Here is a 22,955-nt window from a genome sequence, read left to right as displayed (position 1 = left end):
CTCAGCTTGGAGAAAACAGCCATGAGTTTGCGTGACATTGTCCCCACGGACAAAGAAATTGTGATGCGTGAAGATGACTTCATCGTCTCAAAGACTGATTTGAAAGGCCGTATCACTTACGGCAACAAAACGTTCATCGAGTTTTCGGGTTTCGAGGAAAAAGACATCTTGGGCATTCAGCACAACGTGATCCGTCACCCCGACATGCCGCGTGCGGTGTTCAAGATGCTGTGGAGCAGCATTCAAGAAGGTCGCGAAATTTTTGCGTACGTGAAAAACATTTGTAAAGACGGCAGTTTTTATTGGGTGATTGCCAACATCACACCGTCGGTCGACGAGAAGGGCCAAGTGCTGGGGTATTACTCTGTGCGACGTAAACCGCATGCACGCGCCATTCCAGTCATTTCGGCCCTGTATCGCAGGATGCTTGACGAAGAGCGTCGCGTGGGTTCGCGGGATGCCATCGCAGCGTCTACCCGATTGATGGATGATTTTTTGAACGAAAAAGGTATGGGCTATGAGCAGTTTGTCCTCACTCTTCAGTCGGCTTGAGTTGAGCCCCGCCAAGGGCCTATGGCTGCAGGCGCTGCTCAGCGCTGTGTCTGTCGCTTTGTTGTGGCTGCTGACCGGCACGTCGCCTGTGGTTGTTGCCCTGGCCGTGGCGATGCTGCTCGTGCTCGCTTTGTCCCTGCGTGGGCAAAAGAGCGACGCTGATTTGGTACGCCGAATGAATGTTGTTTTGAGCGGGGCTGCCAGCGGCGTGTTGGAGCCGCGCGTGACCAACATCACCAGCACCGGTCCGTTGGCCGAATGTGCTTGGAGCCTGAACGAAGTGCTCGACCAAGTCGAAGCTGTCTTCCGTGAGTCTTTGACCGTGGTGTCTCGCATGAGCGCGGGTAACTTTTCGCGCCAACCTCAAGCGGCTGGTTTGAAGGGCATTTATCCGCAAGTGCTGCACAAAATGGCGGATGCGCAAAATGGCGTGTCTCGCACAGTGCAATCCTTGCGCACGGCCATGACGGCCATGGCTTCAGGTGATTTCACCGTTCGTTTGGACGCCAGCAAAGACCAAGGCGAGTACAAGTTGATTCTTGAAGCTGCCCAATCGGCCATCCGCTCGTTGGAAACAGTGCTGGGTGAGGTGGTCCACGTCATGGATGCCATGGTCCGCGGTGACTTGACCCGTCGTGTGCATGCGCAAGGCGAGGGCAGCTTGGGCAAGCTTAAAGAAGACATCAACCGATCCTTAGAAGCCTTGGCAATTTCAATGCGCAGCATTGGTGACAACGCCCAGCAAGTGGCGGGCGCCGCCAGCGATACCAGCACGGCGATTGGTCAACTGGCCGATGGTGCACAAAGCCAAACCCACTACATCAGCGAAGTGGTGACCTCCATTCGCCAAACGTCGAATGCCGTCAACGACATCTCCAACAGCACCGAGTCGGCCAGCCGCCAAGCGCAGGAATCGGCCACGATCGTGCGCGATGGACGCGTGAAGATGGAGCACATGGTCGAGGTGGTCAATGGCATTGCGCGCAACTCCGAGAAGATCAACAAGATCACGGATGTGATTGAGAAAATCGCCAACAAAACCAACCTGTTGTCCCTCAACGCCGCCATCGAAGCCGCCCGCGCGGGTGAACACGGCAAAGGCTTTGCGGTGGTGGCGGACGAGGTGGGTAAGCTCGCCGCCAGCAGCGCCGACAGCACCAAAGAGATCACGCAGCTGATTCAGCAAGCCGTGTCTGAAGCAAACCGAGCCGTTTTGGTGGTGCGTGAGGTCAGTGGTGACATGGAGCGCATTGTGGCCAGCTCGTCGCAAACAGACGGCATGTTGCAACGTATTTCTGCCGCGGTGGAAGAGCAAACGCGAACCATGCAAGAGATCAACAGCAGCGTGTCTAACCTTGAGCAGATCGCTCATACCAACTCTTCCGCTTCGGAAGAGTTGGCTGCGAGCATGATCGAGTTGTCGAAAGTCGCAGACTCGACGCGTCGCGAAATCGAAAAATTTAAGATCTGACGGAACACGACATGGAACTGGTTCTCTTTGAAGTTGGCAAGGGGCGATTCGCTTTCTCGGCCATTGGTGTGAGCAAGGTTTTGGACATTTTGCCCGTGACCCCGCTGCCCTATGCGCCCGCCGACGTGGAGGGCTTGGTCAACGTCGCGGGTGCCGTTTATCTGAAGGTTGATTTGGCTGCCCGCTTAGGCATGGGCGCGCGATCTGCCGATCCCAATGGCAACCTGTTGGTGGTGACGGCGCAAAAAGACACGGTGGTGGTGCAAGTTGACCGCGTGTTCAACAAAATCACCCTCGAGTCTGATGCCATCAAGCTGTACGACGAGGGCGACGCCAACGCCTTGGTGCGCGGCGAGTTCTTGTTGCCCGATGGCATGGTGCTGTTGCTGAATGAGGCTTCGTTGGGCTTGCAGAATATGGAGCCGGAGGGGGTGCCTGAAGGCGGCGGTGGCTTGGTGGGGCAGCTTGAAGTGACCAATGCGGCGCAGGCCGCTGAGTTGGTCAGCAACGACATGCCCACGGTGACGGTGCAAGACGGTGGCGAGAGCTATGCGTTCCACATGGAAGACGTGTTGGAAATCGTTGAAATTCGCGATCTCACCGTTTTGCCGGGCGCGGGCGCTGAGGTGGAAGGCTTGATGCAGTTGCGCGGTACAGCGTTGCTGGTGCTGTCGCTCTCCAAATTGCTCAAATGTGCGCCCACGGTGGCTCCTAAATTTGTGTTGGTGGTGGCGGTTCACGGCGCCCGTCTGGGCATTTCGGTGGCCGACATGGTGGGCATTGAGCGCTACGAAAAAGACATCTTGCAAGCGATCACGGGTGGTGACTCACAGCTCGAAGGCTACTTGCCTGGCTACGGCGCTTTGGAAGGCCGGATGACGGGTTTGGTGGCGTTGGGCGGCTTGGTGTCTCTCGACGACATGACGCGACTGCGCCGTTATTTGATTCAACACGGGGTAGATATGGCAACCATGTCAGAGAAAGAACTGAAATCGGTGCGTCGCTTGTTGTCGTTCCGTTTGGGCGATGAGCGCTGCGCGTTGCCGCTGGCGTTGGTGGATCGGGTGGAAGAGTACGGCTCTGCCGTCAACTTGCCGCAAGGTGACGACTCGCTCGCGGGCGTGGTGCAGATCAAAGGTGAAGTGGCCCCCGTGCTGGACATGCGTGACATGTTGGGCATCAAAGGCAAAGACACCTCAGCCTACGTGGTGGTGCGTATTCAAGGGGCGGCTTGGGCCTTGGTGGTGGACAAAGTCGATCGCGTGATTGAGATCGCCGAAAAAGACATCACCCCTGTGCGCACCAGCCAAAACGATTATTTGACCGAAGTCGGTCGCTTAGACGGCGAGTTGATCTCCTTGCTGTCCTTGGAGCCCTTGTCCAGGGCTGCTTAACTTCAAAGGAACATCTTTGTCTAAAGACAATGTCAACGATTTAATTGCGCAAATGCGCACGGCAGTTCAAAACGCCAAAGGCACGACGGCGGCGTTGAACGCTGGCTTGACGTCCAAGCCCTCCTCTGCGAGCGTGGCTGCACCCGCACCTGTCTCTAACCAGGTGCGTTCGGACACGGCCATGCAATTGGAAATCGTGAACCAATTGATGTTGGGTGTTGAAACCCGTTTTGGCATCAAACCCGGCACCTTGGTGGAGCGCAAATTGGTGCGCATTTTGAAAGAAATGCCCATCTCTGTGTTGCGCGATTGGGTGAACTCCATGAACACGTGTTCATCGGAGCACCCAGAGTGGCAATCGCTGGTGGAGAACTTGACGGTTCACGAAACCTACTTTTGCCGCGACCCCGATTTGATGGAGATGTTGGCCAAAGACATCTTGCCCAACTTGATCGCCTCGCGAGAAAAAAATCGCCAGCTGCAAGTCTGGTCCGGTGCGAGCTCGACGGGCGAAGAGGTGTACGACTTGGCCTATATGTGCCTGCGCGGATTGCAAAAGGCGGGCAAGGCCCGTCAACAAACCGATGGTCGTGTGGTGCCTGAGTTGGGCTGGTCTTTGTTTGTGATGGGCAGCGATGTGTCCAACCAAGCGCTGCGTACTGCCCGCGAAGGCGTGTATGGCGAACTTGGTATGGGGTCGTTTCGCAATTTGCCTGAGCATTGGCGCGCCATGTTTGACGATGTCTCGATGGCACCGACCAACGCCATGCCCGGTGTGCGTTACCACAAGGTGCGTGATTGGGTGAAAAACTGTGTGCGCTTTGAGCGCTTCAATTTGATGAACAGCCGCCCACCTGTCCAAAACATGGATTTGGTGTTTTGCCGCAATGTGTTGATTTATTTTGAAGACTCGGTGAAGAAGACAGTACAGACCATGTTGGCGCGCTCCATGTCACCCGGCGGCGTGCTGGTGATGGGGGCTTCGGTGCAAATGTTGGTGCCTGAATATTTCGAACAGCGCTTGGGCAACGGTGGCCCTTGGTATGTGCGAAATGGGGTGTCCATATGATCAAACTGCTGATCTCCGACGACTCTGCGTTCATGCGCATCGCCATTCGCAAAATGGTGGAAGGTCATCCCGACATTCAGGTCGTGGGTGAAGCGCGCACGGGACAAATGTGCGTCGAGATGGCTGAAACACTGCGCCCTGATGTGATCACCATGGATGTGGAAATGCCCGTGATGGACGGCTTAGAAGCTACCCGCCAAATCATGGCGCGTTGTGCTTGCCCGATCATCATGCTGAGCAGCTTGACGGAGCGCAACTCAGTCACCACCATCAAAGCCTTGGAGCTGGGTGCGGTCGATTTCATCGCTAAAAAATCATCGTTTGTGCAGCTCGACATTGTCAAAATTGGTGACGAGTTGGTGGACAAGCTGCGTTATTGGGCGAAGAAGCGTTCGCGCTTTTCTGCCGGCGGTATACGCCCTATCTCTGGCGGTGTGGACACTTCAAAGCCGGTCTCTCAGCGAAAAACTGAAAATCAAGGCGTGCCGGGCTTGGTGGTGTTGGGCATTTCGACGGGTGGACCCGCGACCTTGCCTCAAATGCTCAAAGCCATGGGCAAGTTGAAATGTCCGGTGGTGGTGGCCCAGCACATGCCGCCTATGTTCACCAGTGGTTTTGCCCGGCACTTGAGCAGTGAAACTGGCTTGACCGTGGTGGAGAGCACCGACGGCATGGAAGCCAAGCCAGGCATGGTGATCATCATCAAAGGTGGCAGCGATGCCGTCATTCGCGAGCCGTTTCCCGGTCGTCTCATGCTGTACGAGCGCACCAGTGCTGAGGCGACGATTCATCCCAATGCGGATGTGTTGTTTCGCTCGGCAGCGACGGTGTCGTGCCCTGTCGTGGCGGTTGTGATGACCGGCATGGGCAGCGACGGCATGAAGGGCGCGCAAGAGTTGGTGGCCCGCAAAGGCAGTGCCGTTTTGGCACAAACGCCAGACAGTTGTATTGTCGACGGCATGCCGTCTTCTGTGATTGATGCCGGCTTAGCCACCGCCGTACTCGCGCCTGCAGCGCTGGGTGCACGGTTGGCGCGCATGGCGGGTGTGAGCGGCCTCTTGGGCGCCACCGTTCTTTAATTTGTTACGAGGTGAATTGAAATGTCCAAGAAAAATATCCTGATCGTTGATGACTCTTTTGTGATGCGCGCTTTGTTGCGAGGCATCATCAGCGCCGATCCTGATTTGGCCGTGGTGGGCGAGGCGACCAACGGTCTTGAAGCGCTGCAAAACATCAAAGAACTCAACCCCGACTTGGTGTTGTTGGACATTGAAATGCCGCACATGGATGGCATTGAGTGCTTGAAGCGCTTGCGCCTCATCAGCAACGTGCCTGTGATCATTGTTTCTTCTGTGGCCCAAACCGGTTCACCGCAAGCGCTGGAAACACGCAAGCTGGGTGCGGCCGAAGTGATCGCCAAGCCCTCGGGTGCCATGAGCTTGGACCTGAATGCGAAAAAAGGCCACGAGATCGTGACCGCTTCACGCAAAGTGCTTGGTATTTGATCTTCCGCTCGCGAAGACATCCAAGCATCACGTCATTCAGGTAATCAGCGCACAAGGGGCACAAGTCAATGTCAGATGACTTTATCGAAACCATATGGGCTCAATATGCGGTAGAGACCGAAGAGCATATTGAGGGCATTGAATCGCTGTTAGTGCGTGCCGACGGTGGCGAGCTGTCCGGCGAAGAAGTGTCCAGTCTGTTTCGTGCGTTTCACTCCCTCAAGGGTTTGAGTCGCGTGATGGAGTTGGGTGCACTCGAAGCCGTGGCCCACCGTGCCGAAGATTTGTTGGGCCTGGTGCGCGAAGGTGTGACCGGATTGGACAAGCCCACCGTGGATGTGCTGCTGCGTGCTTTGGATGCCATCAAGAGTTTGCGCGACGTGGCCGTAGCTGAACGCTCCGATGGTCAAAAACCTGAGGCCTTGTGCAAAGAATTGGAAGTTGTGTTCCGCAAAGCCTCTGGCGGTGGCGCGGCTGAGCCTGAAGCGCCTGTTGCTGCGGTGACCGCGGCGCCCCCTGCTGCGGCAACAACCCAAGCGGCTGAAAGTCCGCAGGCGACGGCACCTGTTGCGCCCAAAGCACCTGCTAAAAAAGCCCCGCCGCCTGAACCCAAAAAGTTGGTCAAAATTTCGGCATCTGGCACCGATGAAGATGCACCAGACGACCAGTCCATCTTTTTGCGCTTGCTGAAAAACGGGTTACCAATTCTTGAGCAGTTGGCGCTGTCGATCGCAGCCAAACAAGATCCCAAACAAATTTTGTCGGTGGCCAATGACATCCGCCGTCCGTTGGTGTGGATGGTGCGAGCTTCCGATAAGCTGGGTTATCTGGGCATCACCCAACGCATTCAAGATATCTCTGCGGCCTTGCCCAAAGACGAAACCATCAGTCGCGAAAACGGCGAACGTGTGGTGGACACCATCGTGTCCTTTTTGAGCGATTTGCGTAATTTGGGTGAGACCACGGGCACGGACCTCGGTGGCGAGTCTTTGAGCCAAGTGTTGTCACGCACTTTGCATGAGAGCTTGGACCATTTGCTCAACAACATTGGGCAAAACTTAGACCTGCTAGAGGCCGCCGTGGCCTACGCCGATGAAACGGTGGCCGGTCATGTGTCGCAAGAGTTCTCGCGTGTGCACGCTTATTTGACCTCGTTGTTTCCAGACTCGCATTGCGACGTGCCCTTGTTGTTGATGGATGCTTACGCACGCGCTGGCCGATCACACTTGACCTTGAACAGTGACGTCATCGCTTTGACCCGGGACACCGTCACTTTTGTTCGCGACGTGTGTCAGAGCAAAGACAAAAAACCGCTTCTCAACGAGACCTTTGTGGCACGCCAAGAGAGCCTGTCGCAACGCATGAAAGACTATGTCTGGGCACATGACAACGCCAGCGACATGTCGGCCCAAGAAATTCAAGCGTTTCACGCGTCCTTGCGTATTCCTCCCGAGTTGGCGGAGCTGTTGTCCTCTGAGAACACGCGTGAGTTAAAGGACCTGATGGACGACGGGTCCAAGGCCTACTTGATCGTGGCGCATTTGGAGTCGTCGGAGCAAGTTGCCACCTCATTTTTGTCGTGGGTGTCAGAGCGTGGACGCATCATCACCAACCGATCCGTGTTTGTGGAAGAAGAGAGTTGGTATGAGATGTTGTTCATCTCCAAAGGTGAATTCGGCGAGATTGACACGGAGATCAAACAACTTGATGCGGACCAACGTCTGATCAAGTTGCTGGGTCAACTCGGCGTGACCAGTGGTCCCGGCATGATCGAATTGGCGACACTTGAGGAACCTGAGGCAGTTGCTCCTGTTGCAGTTGCGCCAGCTGCTCCAGTTGCACCTTCTGCGCCTGCACCAAACCCCGTTGCTGCTGCGCCGGTTGCCTCTTCAGCGCCACTGGCCACACCGACACCCGCTGCCCCCACTGAAACGGCACCTGTGCCGGCGCCTGCCATGGCGGACACGCCAGCGGTGGCATCTGTGGCCAGCGTTGCTGAAGCACCCGCCGCTGCGGCGCCTGCTGCTGCCAAAGCAGCAGCACCTGCAGCGTCCGCGCGTGCACCTGCACCGGCTGCTGCCGCGGCCAATGTGATTCGTGTTCCCGGCGAGATGTTGGATCAGTTCATGAACCAAATTGGCGAGATGGTGTTGGTGCGTGGCCAGTTGGCGCACGTCATCGCCGACCAGCGTTTGCGCGAGCAGGCGGTGACGCTGCGCCGCTCCAGTGATTCGGGTTTGACCGATCTTGCAGGCGTGGCTCAACTGCAGCGCCTGATCGATTTGATCGACGAACAAAACCGCCGATTGCAAGAGACCGATGCGTTGATCCAAGGCGCTTTGTCGCGCTTGCAAGACAGCGTCATGGGCCTGCGCGTGGTGCCTGTGGAGTTGGTGTTCAAACGCTTTCCGCGCATGGTGCGCGACTTGGCGCAAGCCCAAGGCAAACAGATTCGTTTGGAGTTGACGGGGCAAGAGGTCAAGATTGACAAGGCCATGGTGGAGTCGCTGGCCGATCCGCTGCTGCACATGGTGCGTAACAGTGCTGACCACGGTATTGAAACCATTGCTGAGCGTAAGTTGACGGGTAAGCCTGAAGAGGCGGTCATTCGCATTCAGGCTGAGCAGCAGGGCAGCCGCATTTTGATTCGCGTCAGCGACGACGGCAAAGGCATTGACCCCGAGCGCGTGCGACGCAAAGCGGTGGAGCGTGGCTTGGTCAAAGAAGAAGACAGCCTCTTGATGAGCCGCGACGATATTTTGAAATTCATCTTCCGCGCGGGCTTCAGTACGGCCGATGTGGTGACCGAAACCTCAGGACGAGGTGTCGGCATGGATGTGGTGCGCACCAACGTGATGCGTTTGGGCGGCAATATTCACCTCGATTCCGAGTTGGGTCGCGGCACCATTTTCACCATGCAAATGCCTTTGTCGGCGGCGGTGCAAGAGGTGTTGTTGGTCAACACCGCAGGCCAGACCTTGGCAGTGCCGGGTCGCTATGTGGCTGAGTTGGTTGAAATCAGTGAGGCGGATGTGCAGTCGGTCAAAGGTCGCACGGCCATCATGTTGCGCGGTAACTTCTTGCCTATCGTGCGTCTCGAAGAGCTGTTGGGTTTCAAGCAAACCAGCGAAGGGCAACATCGCTTTGTGGTGGTGCTCTCCGATGGACAACGCACATTGGGTGTGTCTGTGGACGAATTTGTCGGCCGCCAAGAGTTGTTCACCAAAGACATTCATCCACGCTTGGCGGCTTTGCCAGGGGTGGGCGGTGCGTCGATCTTGGGCGACGGTCGCGTGGTGCTGATCCTCGATGGTGCCGCTATTTACCGCCTGGCTGAGAACATTGGTAACCATGCCCAGTTGCCTAAGTTGCCTCAAATCTCACAAATGCAGCAAGCTGAGCAAGCGCAGCCATTGGCTGTTGCTGCCTGATCTGTATGGCCATTTACCTCCAAGTTCGCGCAGGCCCTTTGCAACTCTTGGTGGACGCCTTGGGCGTGCACGAGGTGTTGAGTCTGGACGACTTGGCGGTGGGCGGGCAGGGCGGTCATGTGGAGTGGCGCGGCCAAGTGCTGAACTCGGTGGCGGTCCATACATTTTTTGGGCAAACACAAGGTGAACGTTTGATGGGCGTGGTCTACAGCGCCACTGAGGGCGATGCGCCCTTGATGCTCGAGGTCGATGAGGTGGTGGGGCTGCGCAACATCACCCCGGCCCAATGGCTGCCTATGCCACGTCTACCCGATGCAACCCGGGTGTTTTTTGATGCGTTGATTGATGACCTGCATTCAGACGCGCAGGTTTACCGCCTTCGCCGCCCTTTGGACAGCGCGCTCTTTCAGACGGACTTGGTGTCTGACGACCTCACAGGTTGATGCCGGGAATGGCAGAACGAATGGAGTTCTGCAAATACAGCTGAAGAAACAAACCTTCTAAGACGGGGCGAATCAGCGAAGTCTGGCTTTGCACAATTTCTTGCAACGATTCGGCGGTCATTTGAATGCAGACCATGTCGGTCACGGCAATGGCTGTGGCGCCTCGCACGCCGCCCGTCAAAATGGCTTGTTCACCAAAAGCTTCACCCGCACCTAAGCGGACCAAAAATGTGTTGGCTGGTGGCACAAACAAGTCGACCTCGCCAGACTCGATCATGTAAAAAGTGTGCGCTGCGTCGCCGCGCGAAAACAGCACGTCACCCGCTTTGTAGCTTTGAATGGGGAAATAGGCTTCGCTCATTTCAAACTTTCTGGGGTTTGGTCCATGCCCAATGTACGCATCACGGTGACGCGGCAAATGCTTCGCAAGCCTGCGTCGGTGGTGCGAATTTCTTCGACCGCACGTTGGATTGGAATCAGTCGGGTGTTCAGCAAGGTTTCTGCTTGCAAGGTCCAACGCATGGGCACGCCTGCAATGCCTTCAGCCAAGCCGATCACCGCGCCAGGACCCATGTAAAAAGAGGTGTCACCCGAGATCACACGCACTTGCCCTTGAAAGATGACGTGGGCTTCTTTCACCATGTCACCTTGGCTGAACAAGATATGACCTTTGCTAAAAATAGCGCTGCGCAAGAAGCTGGATGAGCGAAGACGAGAGAACAAGTGCTCCTCGCTGCTGAGCTTGGTGTCATGTGCATCGTCCGTGAGGGGTTGACCATTGCTGTCGAGCAACCCCGTTTTGGACAATTTTTGGGTATTGATCCCGAAAAAGAATGAATCCACGCTGAAATAAATCCTTGATATTTATTGTGATTTCATCACTTTTGCTAAACTAGTGTTAATTTTAAACCTTACTGAGAAAACTGCTGATGCGCTACCCGGTTTTTGCAAGGTTTGACGCCGCCTGTGTGTTCGCTAGCCTTTACCTTGCTTTGGTGCTCCTGCCGTCTCAGGTGCAAGCGCAATCCGCCGTTTGTTTGGGTGACGCCAGCGCATCCAAGCCTTACGTGGTGTCTGTGGTTCCTCAGCTGCCAGCATCTGAGACCTACAGCCATTGGGCACCCTTGCTCGAGGCCATTGGCGTGGCGACCAAGCAATGTTTCATCCTCAGTATTTCGAAATCCATCCCTGATTTTGAGACCGAATTGTTGGCTGGCACGCCTGACTTTTCATACATGAACCCCTACCACCAAGTGATGGTTCATCGCCGTCAGGCTTACCGTCCGTTGGTGGCCGATGCCACACCTCTGACGGGCATTTTGGTGGTGCGTCGAGATAGCGGCATCAACAAGATCGAGGACTTGAACGGCAAATCTTTGGCTTTTCCGTCGCCCAATGCCTTTGCCGCGTCGTTGGTCACGCGTGCCATCTTGAGCCAGCGTGGCATTGACATCAAACCCATTTACGTCAAAACCCACAGCAATGTGTACCGCAGTGTGTTGCAAGCTGACGTCGTCGCGGGCGGCGCGATTAACAACACCTTGCTGCGCGAGCCTGAAGGGCTACAAGCGCAACTCAAAGTGCTTTTTGAGACAGCGGGCTACCGCGCCCATCCGTTTTCGGCCCATCCGCGCGTGCCGGCTGCCTTGCAAGAAAGTGTGCGCAAGGCTTTTATGGCCTACGCGGGCACCGAGGCGGGCAAGGCGGTCATGAACAAAGCGCAAATGCCCCAGCCTGTGTCCGTGGATTACGGTCGTGATTACTTGCCGCTTGAACAAATGAAAATTGAATCGTTTGTTGAAGCTCCCAAACGCTAAGGGCTGCTCCAGGCATGACTGATCTGAAAAAAAACTCTTCCAATGCCTTCGCGCGCCTCGCGATTTTTCTTGTGGCGATGGTGTCGTGCTTGTTGTTGGGCGGCTCATGGCTGGTGTACAGCCACTCTGAAAAGCTGTTTAAAGAACGCCGCCAAACCTCGATGGTCATGCTCACAGAAGGCGTCTCTTTGGCGGTGCTCGAGAGTTTGTTGGTGCGTGATTTTGGTGCCATTGAGGCACGTTTGATCCAAGCACTGTCCAATGGCAACGTGCAATCTGCGGCGGTCACCGATGTGCGTGGCAATGTGATTGCCAATGTCGCACGTGACGCCAAAACAGGCCGTCCGATGGCCGTTTTTTCAGAGCAGCGCATGACGCCGCCTGTCGGCGGGCCCAGCTCGGTGGTGGACGACGATGGCAATTTGCTTGCTTGGCATGTGCTCAACAGTTCGAATCCGGTGGGCTGGTTGCGCATGGAGGTGGCCGATGACACCAAACAAGCGCTGCGCAGCTTGGCGCGTGAAACATTGATCGTGGCCGTTGGTTTTTCGGGTTTCATGTTGTTGGTGTTCGGCTGGATTTTGCGGCGCGCCTATGTGGTCATTGACGGCAATGAAGTGCGTTTGCAAACCGAGAACTCACACCTCACGGACAAAGCCAACAACGACCCATTGACAGGCCTGCCCAACCGCATGGCGCTGATGCACAAGCTGCAAGACAGCATGGCGCGTTTAGACGAGGCGGGTTCGGGCAGTTTGGCGGTTTGTTTCATCGATTTGGACCGTTTCAAGCCCGTCAACGATCAGCATGGCCATCGGGTGGGCGACAAAGTGTTGCAGTCGGTGACCAGCCGCATTCGAACCATGGCGCGTCAGGGTGACTTTTTGGCCCGCATTGGTGGTGACGAGTTTGTGCTCATCGTGCACGGCTTAGCGAACACCTGGGAAGTCGAGCCTGTCTTGAGCCGTTTGTTACACGTGACGACCACCCCATTTTTGGCCGAAGGTCATTCCGCTCGCTTGGGCTTCAGCATTGGCGTGACGATTTATCCACAAGATAAATCGGACGCCAACACCTTGATCAACCATGCCGATCAAGCCATGTACAAAGCCAAACGCACCGGCGGCGGTGGTTGGGCGTTGTGGCACCCGGAGGCTGATTGATGCGCCCGGCAGTGTGGCCCTTGCTGGTCGCTTGGCTGGCTTACAGCACGTTCGCTTTGGGTTGGTACATCCACCAAAACCCTGGTTTTTTAAATGCAATTTGCAGGACAACTTGAGATGAATTTGAATCAATCTAACAAAGAACGACACAACATTGAGTTGATTCTTCAACCGCAACGCAACAAAGCCGATGTGCTGATGTTGTGGACGTTGTCCTTCTTGGCCTTGATCAGCTTAGGGATTGCTTATTTCACGCAAACGTGGGGGGCAGCTTTGACGATTGGTTTACCCGCGCTTGCTGTTCCTTTTGCCATTTATTCGATGGCGCCCGGTTCACTGGGCTCGCGTTTGGCCACCGCTTGTGCGTTCATGGTGTATTCCGCTTTGATGATTCAGCAAACCGGTGGCATGTCCGAGATGCACTTCAGTATTTTTGTGATGCTGGCGTTCTTGTTGTATTACCGCGATTGGCGTCCCTTGGTGGCCGCAGCAGGGGTGATCGCAGTGCACCATGTGGGCTTTGCTTATTTGCAAGCCACGGGCCTCGGCGGCCTCTTCGTGATCGATGGGGCGATCAACCCTTGGATCATCATCTTGCATGCCGCGTTTGTGGTGTTCGAAACGGCGGTGCTGATTTTCATGGCCGTGATTCTGCGCCGCGAGGCGGTGGAGTCTGCTTTGGTGGCAGAGCTGGCGGGTGACATCAGCCAAGGCAACTTTGCGGTGCAGGCGCACCAAACGACCCAAGCTGGCTTTCCCCTGTTGAAGCAAGTCTCGGACATGCAAAAGTCTTTGGATGCCACACTGCAAGACATCACCAAGGTGATGAACGGCGTGGCGCAAGGTAACTTTGCAGGCCGTGTCACGGTGGAAGCCAAAGGCGATTTGAACGCGCTGAAGCAAAACATCAACCAAAGCATTGAGGCCCAACAAGCTGTTTTCCACGACATCACGTCGGTGATGAATGCGGTCGCACATGGCAACTTGACAGACCGCGTGACCGTCTCTGCCAAAGGCGATTTGGAAGCTTTGAAGCACAACGTGAACCAAAGCATTGAAGCCCAGCAATCATTCTTTGACGACATCACCCAGGTGATGCAGGGCTTGGCGCAAGGTAACTTGAATGGCCGCGTGAGCGTCTCTGCCCAAGGTGATTTGGAAGCCCTCAAGGCCAACATCAACAATTCGTTAGAAGCCTTGCGCAACGCGATGGTGCTGATCCATAACAACACGCGCCAAGTGGCTGCCGCATCGAACCAAACCAGCAATGCGATTGGTCAGATTTCTGATGGCGCACAAAATCAAACACACGCCATTGGCCAAGTGGCGACGGCAGTGCGTCAAACCGTGACTTCGGTGTCGGATGTGTCCAAGAACACCGAGTTCGCCAGCCACCAATCGAAGAAATCTGTCGAGTCTGTGCGCTCCAGCATGCGCAAGATGGAAGAGATGGTCACGGTGGTCAACAACATCGCCAGCAACTCCGAGAAGATCAACAAAATCACGGAAGTCATCGAGAAGATCGCCAACAAGACCAACCTCTTGTCACTCAACGCCGCCATTGAGGCCGCGCGTGCGGGCGAGCACGGCAAAGGGTTTGCTGTGGTGGCCGACGAAGTGGGCAAGCTCGCCTTGAACAGCGCTCAGAGTTCACAAGAAATTGCAGCCTTGGTGCAACAAGCCGTGGAAGAAGCACACCGTGCGGTGGCCGCCGTGATGGAGGTCAACAAAGACATGACCAACATCGAACAAGGTGCCCGCGAAACCGACACCATGCTGCAACGCATTGCGGCTGCCCTTGAGCAGCAGAGCGCTGCGGTCGAAGAGATCAACGCCAACTTGAGCAACGTGGACAACATTGCGCGCAGCAATGCTGCGGCTTCTGAAGAAATCACGGCCACCGTGATTGAGCTCTCCAAAATCGCGGATGCAACACGCCGCGAAGTTGAAAAGTTCGACACCTAATACTGGCGTAACGGGGTGGAGCGGCTTCCCCCCACGTTTTGTTTGACTTAGCGTTTGGCGTACTTGGTGCCCGCACTGGGCTTGCTGGCAACCGCAGACTTTTTACCTTTTGCGGATGCCACCTGAGTGGTCGGGCGGGATTTGCCCGCCACAAACAGCACCACGGTTTGACCCGCTTTGAAACTGGTGGTGACGGCCACTTTGTTCCATTCGGCCACCTGCTCGGGCTTCACGTTGTTGCGTCCAGCAATGCTGCTCACGGTGTCTTGTTTGCCCGCTTTGACCGTGATGCGTCTGAGCACTTGTTCAGGCGACAACTCAAGCCTGCCGTTGTCAGCGACGCGTGCCGTCACGTCATCGGCCATGTGCGAGGTGCGAGGCACCAGCAAGGCTGAGCCTGCGCGGATCAACATCTGCGGTGGGATGTTGTTGATGCTGCGAAAGTCGGCTTCGCTCATACCGACTTTTTGCGCAGCTTCGGAGACCTTCATGTTGCTGGGCGCAATCCAGGCTGTCCAGGTCGCCATGCGCCCCGTGGGTGAGGCCTCGTAGTTGCGCTGAAACACCTCGGCGTTGTCCCAAGGCAGCAAGATGGCGGGTATGCCTGCAGCCAGTAAAACGGGGCGATGGGCTGATGGGTTCAGGGCTTTGAAATCGTCCAGCGAGATTTCAGCCAATTTGGCCGCGATGGTCACGTCCATGTCGCGCGGCAAGGGCACGCTTTGGAAGTAAGGGTGGTTGGGAATACGGGGCAGCACCACATTGAAGGCGCTCGGTTTGCCCACAATGTTTTTCATGGCCTGAAACTTAGGGACGTACATGCGCGTCTCCATCGGCATATTCAGGTCGGAGTAGGTGGTGGGCAAGCCCGCGCGTTGGTTACGGGCGATGGCTTTGCCAACGTTGCCTTCACCCCAGTTGTAGGCGGCCAATGCCAAGTGCCAGTCGCCGAACATTTTGTAGAGGCGTTCCAGGTAGTCGAGTGCGGCGCGGGTGGAGGCTTGCACGTCACGGCGGTCATCACGAAAGGCGTTTTGCTTCAAGTCAAAGCTCTTGCCCGTTGCAGGCATGAATTGCCACATGCCACTGGCGCGTGCGCTGGACACGGCTTGCGGGTTGAAGGCGCTCTCAATAAAGGGCAACAGGGCCAACTCGGTGGGCATGTTGCGCTGCTCAAGTTCTTCAACGATGTGATAGAGGTATTTGCTGGAGCGCTCGCTCATGCGTTGCAAGTATTCGGGCTTGGCGCTGTACCACTGCGCGCGGTCAATGACCAAATCATTGTCCAAGTCGGGCATGGCGTAGCCCTTGCGAATGCGCTCCCACAAGTCGTTAGGAAGGGCCAAGTTGGCGACGCCTTCGCGTGTGGCTTGGCCTTTGCTCACGGGGCTGAGACTTGTGCTCGGGGCTGACGGCATGGGCGTAGCAGGGGCTACACGGCGCGGCGCTGGCTGCGTTTCGGTTGGTTCTAGGGTGGTGCAGCCTGCCAAAAGCGCGATGGCTGATAGCAAGGCGGTGTTTAAAAATCTCATCAAAAGTCGTTTTTCCATTGGCGCAGGGCCGCAAAGACTGCCACATCGTCGGCTTGTGTCTTGGCGTTGAGGCCTGCATGTTGTGCCACAGCCTGTCGCACATCGGGGTGACGAGCCCGTAAAAATGGGTTGATCTGCAATTCGGTACCAAGTCGGGCGGGGAGGGTGGGCATTCCCTGTGCGCGCAAACTTTGACAATGGGTCTCGTAAGCCTGCAAGTCCGTGTTGTGGGGTTCCACGGCGAGGGCGAATCGCAAGTTGGAAAGAGTGTACTCGTGGGCACAACACACCCGCGTGTCGGCGGGTAAGGCAGCCAGCGTGTCCAGCGAGGCCAACATTTGGGCGGCCGTGCCTTCAAACAAACGGCCGCAGCCGCCAGAAAACAAGGTGTCGCCACTGAACAGAACTGGGCTGGGTTGGGCGTCGGGTAGGAAGTAGGCCACATGGCCAGCGGTGTGGCCGGGCACGTCGAACACGTCGACGCGTTGGCCCAGCAACACCAGCGGTTCACCGGCCATGACGGGTGTGAACGGCAGGGGGATGTCTTCTCGCGCTGGGCCAAAGACGGTTGCGCCTGTGGCTGCTCGCAATTCTGCGACCCCTCCGACATGGTCGGCATGGTGATGGGTGACTAGAATCGCGGCCAACGTCAGCCCCGCGCGTGCGAGCGCTTGCAACACGGGCGCTGCATCGCCGGGGTCGACCACCACCGCTTGGTCGTCTTGTTGCCACAGCCACAGATAGTTGTCGGAGAACGCGGGTAGTTCAATGAGTTTCATGACATCTCAACATCTAAAAACCGATAGTTTGCACGAATGGCTGCTCACGCCTGCGGGCCAGTACCTGTTGCAGTGGGAACAAGCGTGTGTGGATCAGGCCGTTTCGGATGTGTTCGGCTTTCATGCCCTGCAATTGGGTTGGCCTGAGCTGGATGCTTTGCAGGCCAACCGCATGCCCTACCGATGGCTGGGCTGCGACCAAATGATGGCACACGCTGTAGACAGGCAAGAGACGTTCCTCACCAACTACGAAGCCTTGCCTTTCGCAGATGTCAGCCTCGATTTGGTGGTTCTTCCCCACAGCCTTGAGCTGAGTTGTGACCCGCACGCCACGTTGCGTGAGGTGGCGCGCGTGTTGGTGCCAGAAGGCCGTGTTGTGATTTTGGGTTTTAACCCCAACAGCGTGTGGGGCCTGCAAAAAAGCGCTGGCAAGGGGGCACCTGATGTGGGTGATTTGATGGGGCATTGGCGCTTGCGCGATTGGCTGCGGCTGCTGAGCTTTGAGGTGCAAGACATGCAGTTTGGGTGCTACCGTCCTGCTTTGCAGTCAGAGCGCTGGCTGCAGCGCTTGTCGTGGATGGACACGTTAGGGTCCCGTTCATGGCGAATCTTTGGCGGGATTTATATGGTGTCGGCGGTCAAGCGCGTGCGAGGCATGCGCTTGATGGGACCGGCTTGGAAGACAGCATCGGCCCTCCGGGGCAAGGTTGTGACAACGGCCACTAAAGGCATGGAATGAACGCAGTAGAAATTTACACCGACGGCGCTTGTAAAGGAAACCCGGGCCCCGGCGGCTGGGGCGCCTTGCTGCGCTCCCCTTCGGGTCAAGAGAAAGAGTTGTTCGGCGGCGAGTTAGGCACCACCAACAACCGCATGGAGTTGATGGCCGTCATTGAGGCGCTGCGCGCACTCAAACGTCCCTGTCAGGTGGCCCTTTACTTGGACAGCGAATACGTCCGCAAAGGCATCACCGAGTGGATTCATGGCTGGAAGGCGCGTGGCTGGCGAACAGCGGCCAAGCAGCCCGTTAAGAATGCGGATTTGTGGCAACAGTTGGATGCCTTGGTGCACGATGGCGACCATCACATCGCTTGGCATTGGGTCAAAGGCCATGCCGGACACGTGGACAACGAACGCGCAGATGGCTTGGCTAACCGAGGTGTGGAATTGGTGCAGTCTCATCGGTGACAAATACTGTGAAGCCTTTGTAAATCTGCCATGGCGTGAGCCTTGGCTGGTACATTGGCCGGTTGTGTGAATAAAACTCAAAAGAAACAACCTTATGGCGTCCAAAAAGATTTATCCCCTCGTGGCTTTGGTGGGTATCACGGCTGCATCTGGCTTTGCTTGGTGGTACCAAAATAGTCCGAAATCGGATACCACTGTCGTGGCGGTTGGTGCACCGAGTGGCCCCAGAGCCGTGGGTGTGGAGGTGGCGCCAGTGCAAAAAACCACCCTGCGCGACGATGCCGAGGCGCAGGGTAGTTTGCGCTCTCGTCAAAGCGTGATGCTGCGGCCTGAGGTGGCCGGGCGTGTTGTGTCGCTGGGCTTTTCCGACGGAGCTCGCGTGAGTACCGGCCAGCTCTTGGTGCAGCTCGATGACACCTTTCAGCGTGCGGAAGTGCAACAGTCATTGGCGCAAATGTCTGTGGCGCGTGCCAATTACAAACGCAACCAAGATTTGGTGGCCCAAAATTTCGTGGCGCAGCGCGTGCTCGAGGAAAGCGCAGCGGCGATGCAAGTGGCCGATGCTCAGCTGGGTTTGTCCTGCGCCCGCTTAGAGCGCATGCGCATCATGGCGCCTTTCAACGGTGTGGTGGGCATTCGCAATGTCAACGTCGGCGACTACGTGAAAGATGGCGCTGATTTGATCGGCCTTGAAGACATTGGCATGCTGTATGTGGATTACCGCTTGCCAGAGCGCTACCAAGCGCAAGTGAAGTCAGGGCAAGTGGTGGAGGTCAAACTCGATGCCATGCCTAACCGCTTGTTCAAGGCGACGGTGCAAGCGGTGGATCCGTTGATCGATGCCAATGGCCGTTCCATTGGTGTACGGGCGGTGCTGGTCAATGGGCCGGGTGAGCCAACTGGGCCAGGTTCCGGTGCAGGTGCAGGTGCAGCTGCAGGTGTAGCAGGCACTCGTCCACCCGCCGCTCAGGCCGTTGTGGCTGAAGTCGCTTCAAATGCAACGATCCCCCAAGTTGGGCGCGGCATCACGCTGCCCACACCGCAAAGCCTAGGCTGCCCGCCCAGCATGTTTGACAATCGAAAAAATGCGTCAGCTTCTGGTGGCAGTGGGCCCTTGCGACCCGGTATGTTTGCACGCGTGACAGCTGTTTTCTCGGTCAAGCCCAACGCATGGGTGGTGCCTGAAGAGGCCATCGTGCCGCAAGGTGGCAAACAGTTTGTGATCAAAGCAGTGGCACCTGCCGATTTTGCCGCCAGCGCTGCCAGTGCCGCCAGTGCCGCCAGCGCGCCAGCTTTGCCTGAGGGCACCAAGTGGGTGTCTCAGCGCACCGAAGTCAAATTGGGACTGCGACGCGGTGGCCAGGTTGAGATCATCAGCGGCGTGGGTGAGGGTGATGTGGTGGTGATTGCCGGCCAGCAGCGTTTGCAAAAAGACGGTTCTGCCCTGCGCGTGGTGGAGATGGGCAAGCCGCCTGCCAATCCTGCATCCGCTCCTGTCTCTGGGCCCGCAGCCTCAGCCTCAGTGCCAGTCGCCTCAGCCAGTCGCTAAACCTACCGCAAAGAAGTTCCTATGCAGTTGTCTGAGATATCCATTCGCCGCCCAGTGTTCGCCACCGTGCTTTCGCTGTTGATTGTGTTGGTGGGCTTTGTGTCGTTCACGCGCTTGAATGTGCGCGAGTACCCCAAGATCGACAACCCTGTGGTCACGGTCGAAACCAAGTACACGGGCGCGTCCAGTGCGGTGGTGGAGTCGCAGGTGACCAAGGTGTTGGAAGACTCCCTCTCGGGCATCGAGGGCGTGGACGTCATCACCTCCATCAGCCGCCAAGAGCAAAGCCAAATCACCGTCAACTTTGTGTTGTCGCGCGATCCCGATTCTGCGGCTGCCGATGTGCGCGACAAAGTCAGTCGTGTGCGCCAGAAGCTACCTATAGGTATCGATGAACCGGTGATTGCCAAGGTGGAGGCCGACGCTTTTCCGGTGATTTGGTTGTCCTTCAGCGCGGACAACTTGAATGTGCTGCAGTTGACCGACTACGCCAACCGAATTGCCAAACCCATGATGCAGACCGCGCCTGGTGCGTCGGATGTACGGGTGTACGGCGAGCGCAAATATGCCATGCGCATTTGGCTGGATCCAGACCGTTTGGCGGCCTACAAACTCACCACCCAAGACGTCGAAGATGCGCTGCGCCGCTCCAACGTCGAAGTGCCGGCCGGACGTGTGGAGAGCAAGCTTCGCGAATTCAACGTCACCACCTCGACGGACTTGCAAAAGCCCGCCGAGTTCAGGCAGGTGGTCATCAAATCTGTAAATGGCTTTCAGGTTCGCATTGGGGACGTGGCGCGTGTCGAGCAGGGCCCGCAACTGGAGCGCACCGCGACGCGCCTGAATGGCAAAGACGCCATCACGTTGGGTGTGATTCGCAATGCCACTGCTAACCCACTGGATTTGAGTGCCGCCATTCGCGCCATGATTCCCAAAATCAAAGAGAACTTGCCGCCCGGCGTTGAGATTGAAGTGGCCAACGACAACTCGGTGTTCATTGATCGGTCCATCAAGGCCGTGTACCAAACCATCATTGAGGCGGCCATTTTGGTGGCCTTGGTGATTTTTGTGTTCTTGCGCACCTTCCGCGCGTCCATCATTCCGCTCGTGACCATCCCTGTTTGCTTGATTGGTACGTTTGCGCTGATGGCCATGTTTGGCTTCACGATCAACACGCTGACCATGTTGGCGTTGGTGTTGGCCATTGGCTTGGTGGTGGACGATGCCATTGTGGTGTTGGAGAACATTTACCGGCACATTGAAGAGGGCATGTCGCCGTTTCATGCTGCGATCAAAGGTGCGAAAGAGGTGGGCTTTGCTGTGATTGCGATGACCATGACCTTGGCTGCCGTGTATGCCCCGTTGGCGTTCACGCCAGGGCGCACGGGTAAGTTGTTCACCGAGTTTGCCTTGGTATTGGCCGGTTCGGTGGTGGTGTCTGGTTTTGTGGCGCTGACGCTCACCCCCATGATGTGTTCGTTGATGCTTAAGCACAACCCTAAGCCAAGTTGGTTCGATCGCACGATGGATAAGCAGTTGCAACGCTTGTCCAACGGGTACGGCCGTGTGCTGGTTTGGACGCTGTCGCACCGTTGGTTGGTGGTCGCGGTGATGGTGGCAGCGGGTATTGGCACCTTCACTTTGCTCAAATCCACCAAGAGCGAATTGGCACCGCTGGAAGACCGTGGCGTCATCTTGACCGTCATCAACGGCCCTGATGGTGCCACCATGGACTACACCACCCGATATGCCAAAGCCATTGAAAGCATGTCGTCCAAGTACACCGAATTTGACCGCATCTTCACCGTGGTGGGGAACCCCACGGTGGCACAGGGCAACGTGTTTTACCGTGCAAAGCCATGGGAAGAGCGCACAAAAACAACCTTGGAAATCGCCCGTGAGATGACGCCCGCCGTGTCGTCCCTACCCGGTGTGACGGCGTTTCCGATCACGCCACCTTCGCTGGGCCAAGCGTTCCGCGAGCGTCCGTTGAACTTTGTGATTTTGACCTCCGACAGCTACCAAAACTTGTCGCAAGTGGTGCGCAGCTTTCAAGAGGAATTGGCCAAGAACCCAGGCATCGTGAGTGTGGACACCGACTTGCGGCTCAACAAACCCGAGATCAGCATGGAGGTCGACCGTGAGCGTGCAGCTGACATGGGCGTGCCGGTCGACGCGATTGCGCGTGCCGTGGAAACCATGATGGGTGGGCGACAAGTCACGCGCTACAAACGTGAAGGTGACCAATACGATGTGATCGTTCAAACTTCGCCGACAGGCCGTGACACGCCGGATGACATCGAGCATATTTTTGTGCGTGGCCGCAACGAAGCCATGATTCCTTTGTCTGCTTTGGTGAAGATCAAAGAAGTGGTGGTGCCGCGTGAGTTGAACCACTTCAGCCAGCGCCGCAGTGCCTCGATCACCGCCAACTTGGCGCCTACTTATTCCTTGGGCGAAGCTTTGACCTTCATGAATGAGACCTCGAAAAAATTGCTCAAGCCCGGTTATTCCAGCGATTTGAACGGGACTTCGCGGGAGTTTGTGAAATCGGCTGGCTCGTTGGTGATCGTGTTTGTGCTGGCCCTGCTGTTCATCTTCTTGGTCTTGTCGGCCCAGTTTGAGAGCTTCGTCGATCCCTTGGTCATCATGCTGTCTGTGCCTTTGTCGATGGTGGGCGCTTTGCTGGCCTTGCAGTTCAGTGGTGGCACCTTGAACGTGTTCAGTCAAATTGGCTTGATCACCTTGGTTGGGCTGATCACCAAACACGGCATTTTGATTGTGGAGTTTGCCAACCAGTTGCGCGAGGAGGGCATGGAGTTGTTTGCCGCTATCACGCAATCGGCCACCTTACGTTTGCGCCCGATTTTGATGACCACCGGCGCCATGGTGCTGGGTGCTATTCCGTTGGCTTTGGCCACGGGCGCAGGTGCGGAGAGCCGCCGACAAATCGGTTGGGTGATTGTGGGTGGCATGAGCTTGGGCACCTTGCTCACCATTTTTGTGGTGCCCACCATGTACACCTTGTTGGCACGCCGCAAGGTGCCCGGCGCCATCACGATTCGCCACGAAGACGCTGAAGTGGGGGCCTGACGCG

General features: G+C 56.6%; 19 protein-coding genes. 15 read left to right on the top strand and 4 right to left on the bottom strand.

Annotation, left to right across the window (positions count from 1 at the left end):
- Positions 1 to 21: 21 nt before the first annotated feature.
- The 8 genes from B9Z42_RS10200 (at position 22) to B9Z42_RS10165 (ending at position 9,865) form a co-directional block, all read left to right on the top strand.
- Positions 22 to 552 carry a PAS domain-containing protein gene (locus B9Z42_RS10200; protein WP_100133264.1) on the top strand — a complete coding sequence of 177 codons (531 nt, stop codon included), beginning with the start codon at positions 22 to 24 and terminating at the stop codon, positions 550 to 552.
- Positions 518 to 2,023 carry a methyl-accepting chemotaxis protein gene (locus B9Z42_RS10195; protein ID WP_100133263.1) on the top strand — a complete coding sequence of 502 codons (1,506 nt, stop codon included), beginning with the start codon at positions 518 to 520 and terminating at the stop codon, positions 2,021 to 2,023. Before B9Z42_RS10200 ends, B9Z42_RS10195 begins: the two co-directional genes overlap by 35 nt.
- A gap of 11 nt (positions 2,024 to 2,034) precedes the next feature.
- A complete protein-coding gene (locus tag B9Z42_RS10190; RefSeq protein ID WP_100133262.1) occupies positions 2,035 to 3,417 on the top strand; it encodes a chemotaxis protein CheW in 1,383 nt (460 codons plus the stop codon).
- 16 nt (positions 3,418 to 3,433) lie between these two features.
- Positions 3,434 to 4,486, top strand: coding sequence for a protein-glutamate O-methyltransferase CheR (locus B9Z42_RS10185; RefSeq protein ID WP_100133261.1), 1,053 nt, complete (start codon positions 3,434 to 3,436; stop codon positions 4,484 to 4,486).
- Entirely contained in the window at positions 4,483 to 5,565 is a 1,083-nt protein-coding gene (cheB, locus tag B9Z42_RS10180) for a chemotaxis-specific protein-glutamate methyltransferase CheB (protein WP_100133260.1), read from the top strand. Before B9Z42_RS10185 ends, cheB begins: the two co-directional genes overlap by 4 nt.
- 21 nt (positions 5,566 to 5,586) lie before the next feature.
- A complete protein-coding gene (locus B9Z42_RS10175) occupies positions 5,587 to 5,991 on the top strand; it encodes a response regulator (RefSeq protein WP_100133259.1) in 405 nt (134 codons plus the stop codon).
- A 68-nt stretch (positions 5,992 to 6,059) separates the two neighbouring features.
- Positions 6,060 to 9,422 (top strand): chemotaxis protein CheA, encoded by a 3,363-nt coding sequence (locus B9Z42_RS10170; protein WP_100133258.1) that lies wholly within the window; start codon positions 6,060 to 6,062, stop codon positions 9,420 to 9,422.
- Between the two features lie 5 nt (positions 9,423 to 9,427).
- The gene (locus tag B9Z42_RS10165) at positions 9,428 to 9,865 is read left to right on the top strand and encodes a hypothetical protein (RefSeq protein WP_100133257.1); all 438 of its coding nucleotides are present in this window, start codon (positions 9,428 to 9,430) and stop codon (positions 9,863 to 9,865) included.
- On the opposite strand, the gene B9Z42_RS10160 is transcribed toward B9Z42_RS10165, so the two are convergent.
- Positions 9,855 to 10,226, bottom strand: coding sequence for a cyclic nucleotide-binding domain-containing protein (locus tag B9Z42_RS10160; RefSeq protein ID WP_100133256.1), 372 nt, complete (start codon positions 10,224 to 10,226; stop codon positions 9,855 to 9,857). The genes B9Z42_RS10165 and B9Z42_RS10160 overlap by 11 nt on opposite strands.
- Entirely contained in the window at positions 10,223 to 10,708 is a 486-nt protein-coding gene (locus B9Z42_RS10155) for a cyclic nucleotide-binding domain-containing protein (protein WP_100133255.1), read from the bottom strand. Before B9Z42_RS10155 ends, B9Z42_RS10160 begins: the two co-directional genes overlap by 4 nt.
- 86 nt (positions 10,709 to 10,794) lie before the next feature.
- Here B9Z42_RS10155 and B9Z42_RS10150 point away from each other — a divergent pair, with 86 nt between their 5' ends.
- The 3 genes from B9Z42_RS10150 (at position 10,795) to B9Z42_RS10140 (ending at position 14,810) form a co-directional block, all read left to right on the top strand.
- Positions 10,795 to 11,682 carry a phosphate/phosphite/phosphonate ABC transporter substrate-binding protein gene (locus B9Z42_RS10150; protein WP_100133254.1) on the top strand — a complete coding sequence of 296 codons (888 nt, stop codon included), beginning with the start codon at positions 10,795 to 10,797 and terminating at the stop codon, positions 11,680 to 11,682.
- A 14-nt stretch (positions 11,683 to 11,696) separates the two neighbouring features.
- Positions 11,697 to 12,845, top strand: a complete 1,149-nt coding sequence (locus tag B9Z42_RS10145; protein ID WP_100133253.1) for a GGDEF domain-containing protein — start codon at positions 11,697 to 11,699, stop codon at positions 12,843 to 12,845.
- Between the two features lie 117 nt (positions 12,846 to 12,962).
- Positions 12,963 to 14,810, top strand: a complete 1,848-nt coding sequence (locus tag B9Z42_RS10140; protein ID WP_158235937.1) for a methyl-accepting chemotaxis protein — start codon at positions 12,963 to 12,965, stop codon at positions 14,808 to 14,810.
- A 47-nt stretch (positions 14,811 to 14,857) separates the two neighbouring features.
- Here B9Z42_RS10140 and B9Z42_RS10135 read toward each other — a convergent pair whose 3' ends face one another.
- Positions 14,858 to 16,342, bottom strand: coding sequence for a transglycosylase SLT domain-containing protein (locus B9Z42_RS10135; RefSeq protein WP_100133251.1), 1,485 nt, complete (start codon positions 16,340 to 16,342; stop codon positions 14,858 to 14,860).
- A complete protein-coding gene (gene gloB / locus B9Z42_RS10130) occupies positions 16,342 to 17,121 on the bottom strand; it encodes a hydroxyacylglutathione hydrolase (RefSeq protein WP_100133250.1) in 780 nt (259 codons plus the stop codon). The genes B9Z42_RS10135 and gloB overlap by 1 nt, the downstream gene beginning before the upstream one ends.
- On the opposite strand from gloB, the gene B9Z42_RS10125 reads away from it, so the two are divergent.
- The 4 genes from B9Z42_RS10125 to B9Z42_RS10110 all read left to right on the top strand — a co-directional run bounded on the left by B9Z42_RS10125 (position 17,120) and on the right by B9Z42_RS10110 (position 22,951).
- The gene (locus B9Z42_RS10125; RefSeq protein WP_100133249.1) at positions 17,120 to 17,860 is read left to right on the top strand and encodes a class I SAM-dependent methyltransferase; all 741 of its coding nucleotides are present in this window, start codon (positions 17,120 to 17,122) and stop codon (positions 17,858 to 17,860) included. The genes gloB and B9Z42_RS10125 overlap by 2 nt on opposite strands.
- Positions 17,857 to 18,309 (top strand): ribonuclease HI, encoded by a 453-nt coding sequence (gene rnhA / locus B9Z42_RS10120; protein ID WP_100133248.1) that lies wholly within the window; start codon positions 17,857 to 17,859, stop codon positions 18,307 to 18,309. The genes B9Z42_RS10125 and rnhA overlap by 4 nt, the downstream gene beginning before the upstream one ends.
- Before the next feature lie 94 nt (positions 18,310 to 18,403).
- Positions 18,404 to 19,858, top strand: a complete 1,455-nt coding sequence (locus B9Z42_RS10115) for an efflux RND transporter periplasmic adaptor subunit (RefSeq protein WP_100133247.1) — start codon at positions 18,404 to 18,406, stop codon at positions 19,856 to 19,858.
- A 21-nt stretch (positions 19,859 to 19,879) separates the two neighbouring features.
- Positions 19,880 to 22,951: an efflux RND transporter permease subunit gene (locus tag B9Z42_RS10110; protein ID WP_100133246.1), complete on the top strand. Its 3,072-nt coding sequence runs from the start codon at positions 19,880 to 19,882 to the stop codon at positions 22,949 to 22,951.
- The last annotated feature ends 4 nt before the right edge of the window (positions 22,952 to 22,955 follow it).

The organism is Limnohabitans sp. B9-3, from assembly GCF_002778325.1.
Taxonomy (GTDB): domain Bacteria; phylum Pseudomonadota; class Gammaproteobacteria; order Burkholderiales; family Burkholderiaceae_C; genus Limnohabitans; species Limnohabitans kasalickyi.
The sequence above is the reverse complement of the archived record's forward strand: the minus strand, read 5'-3'. Positions and strand labels throughout refer to the sequence as shown.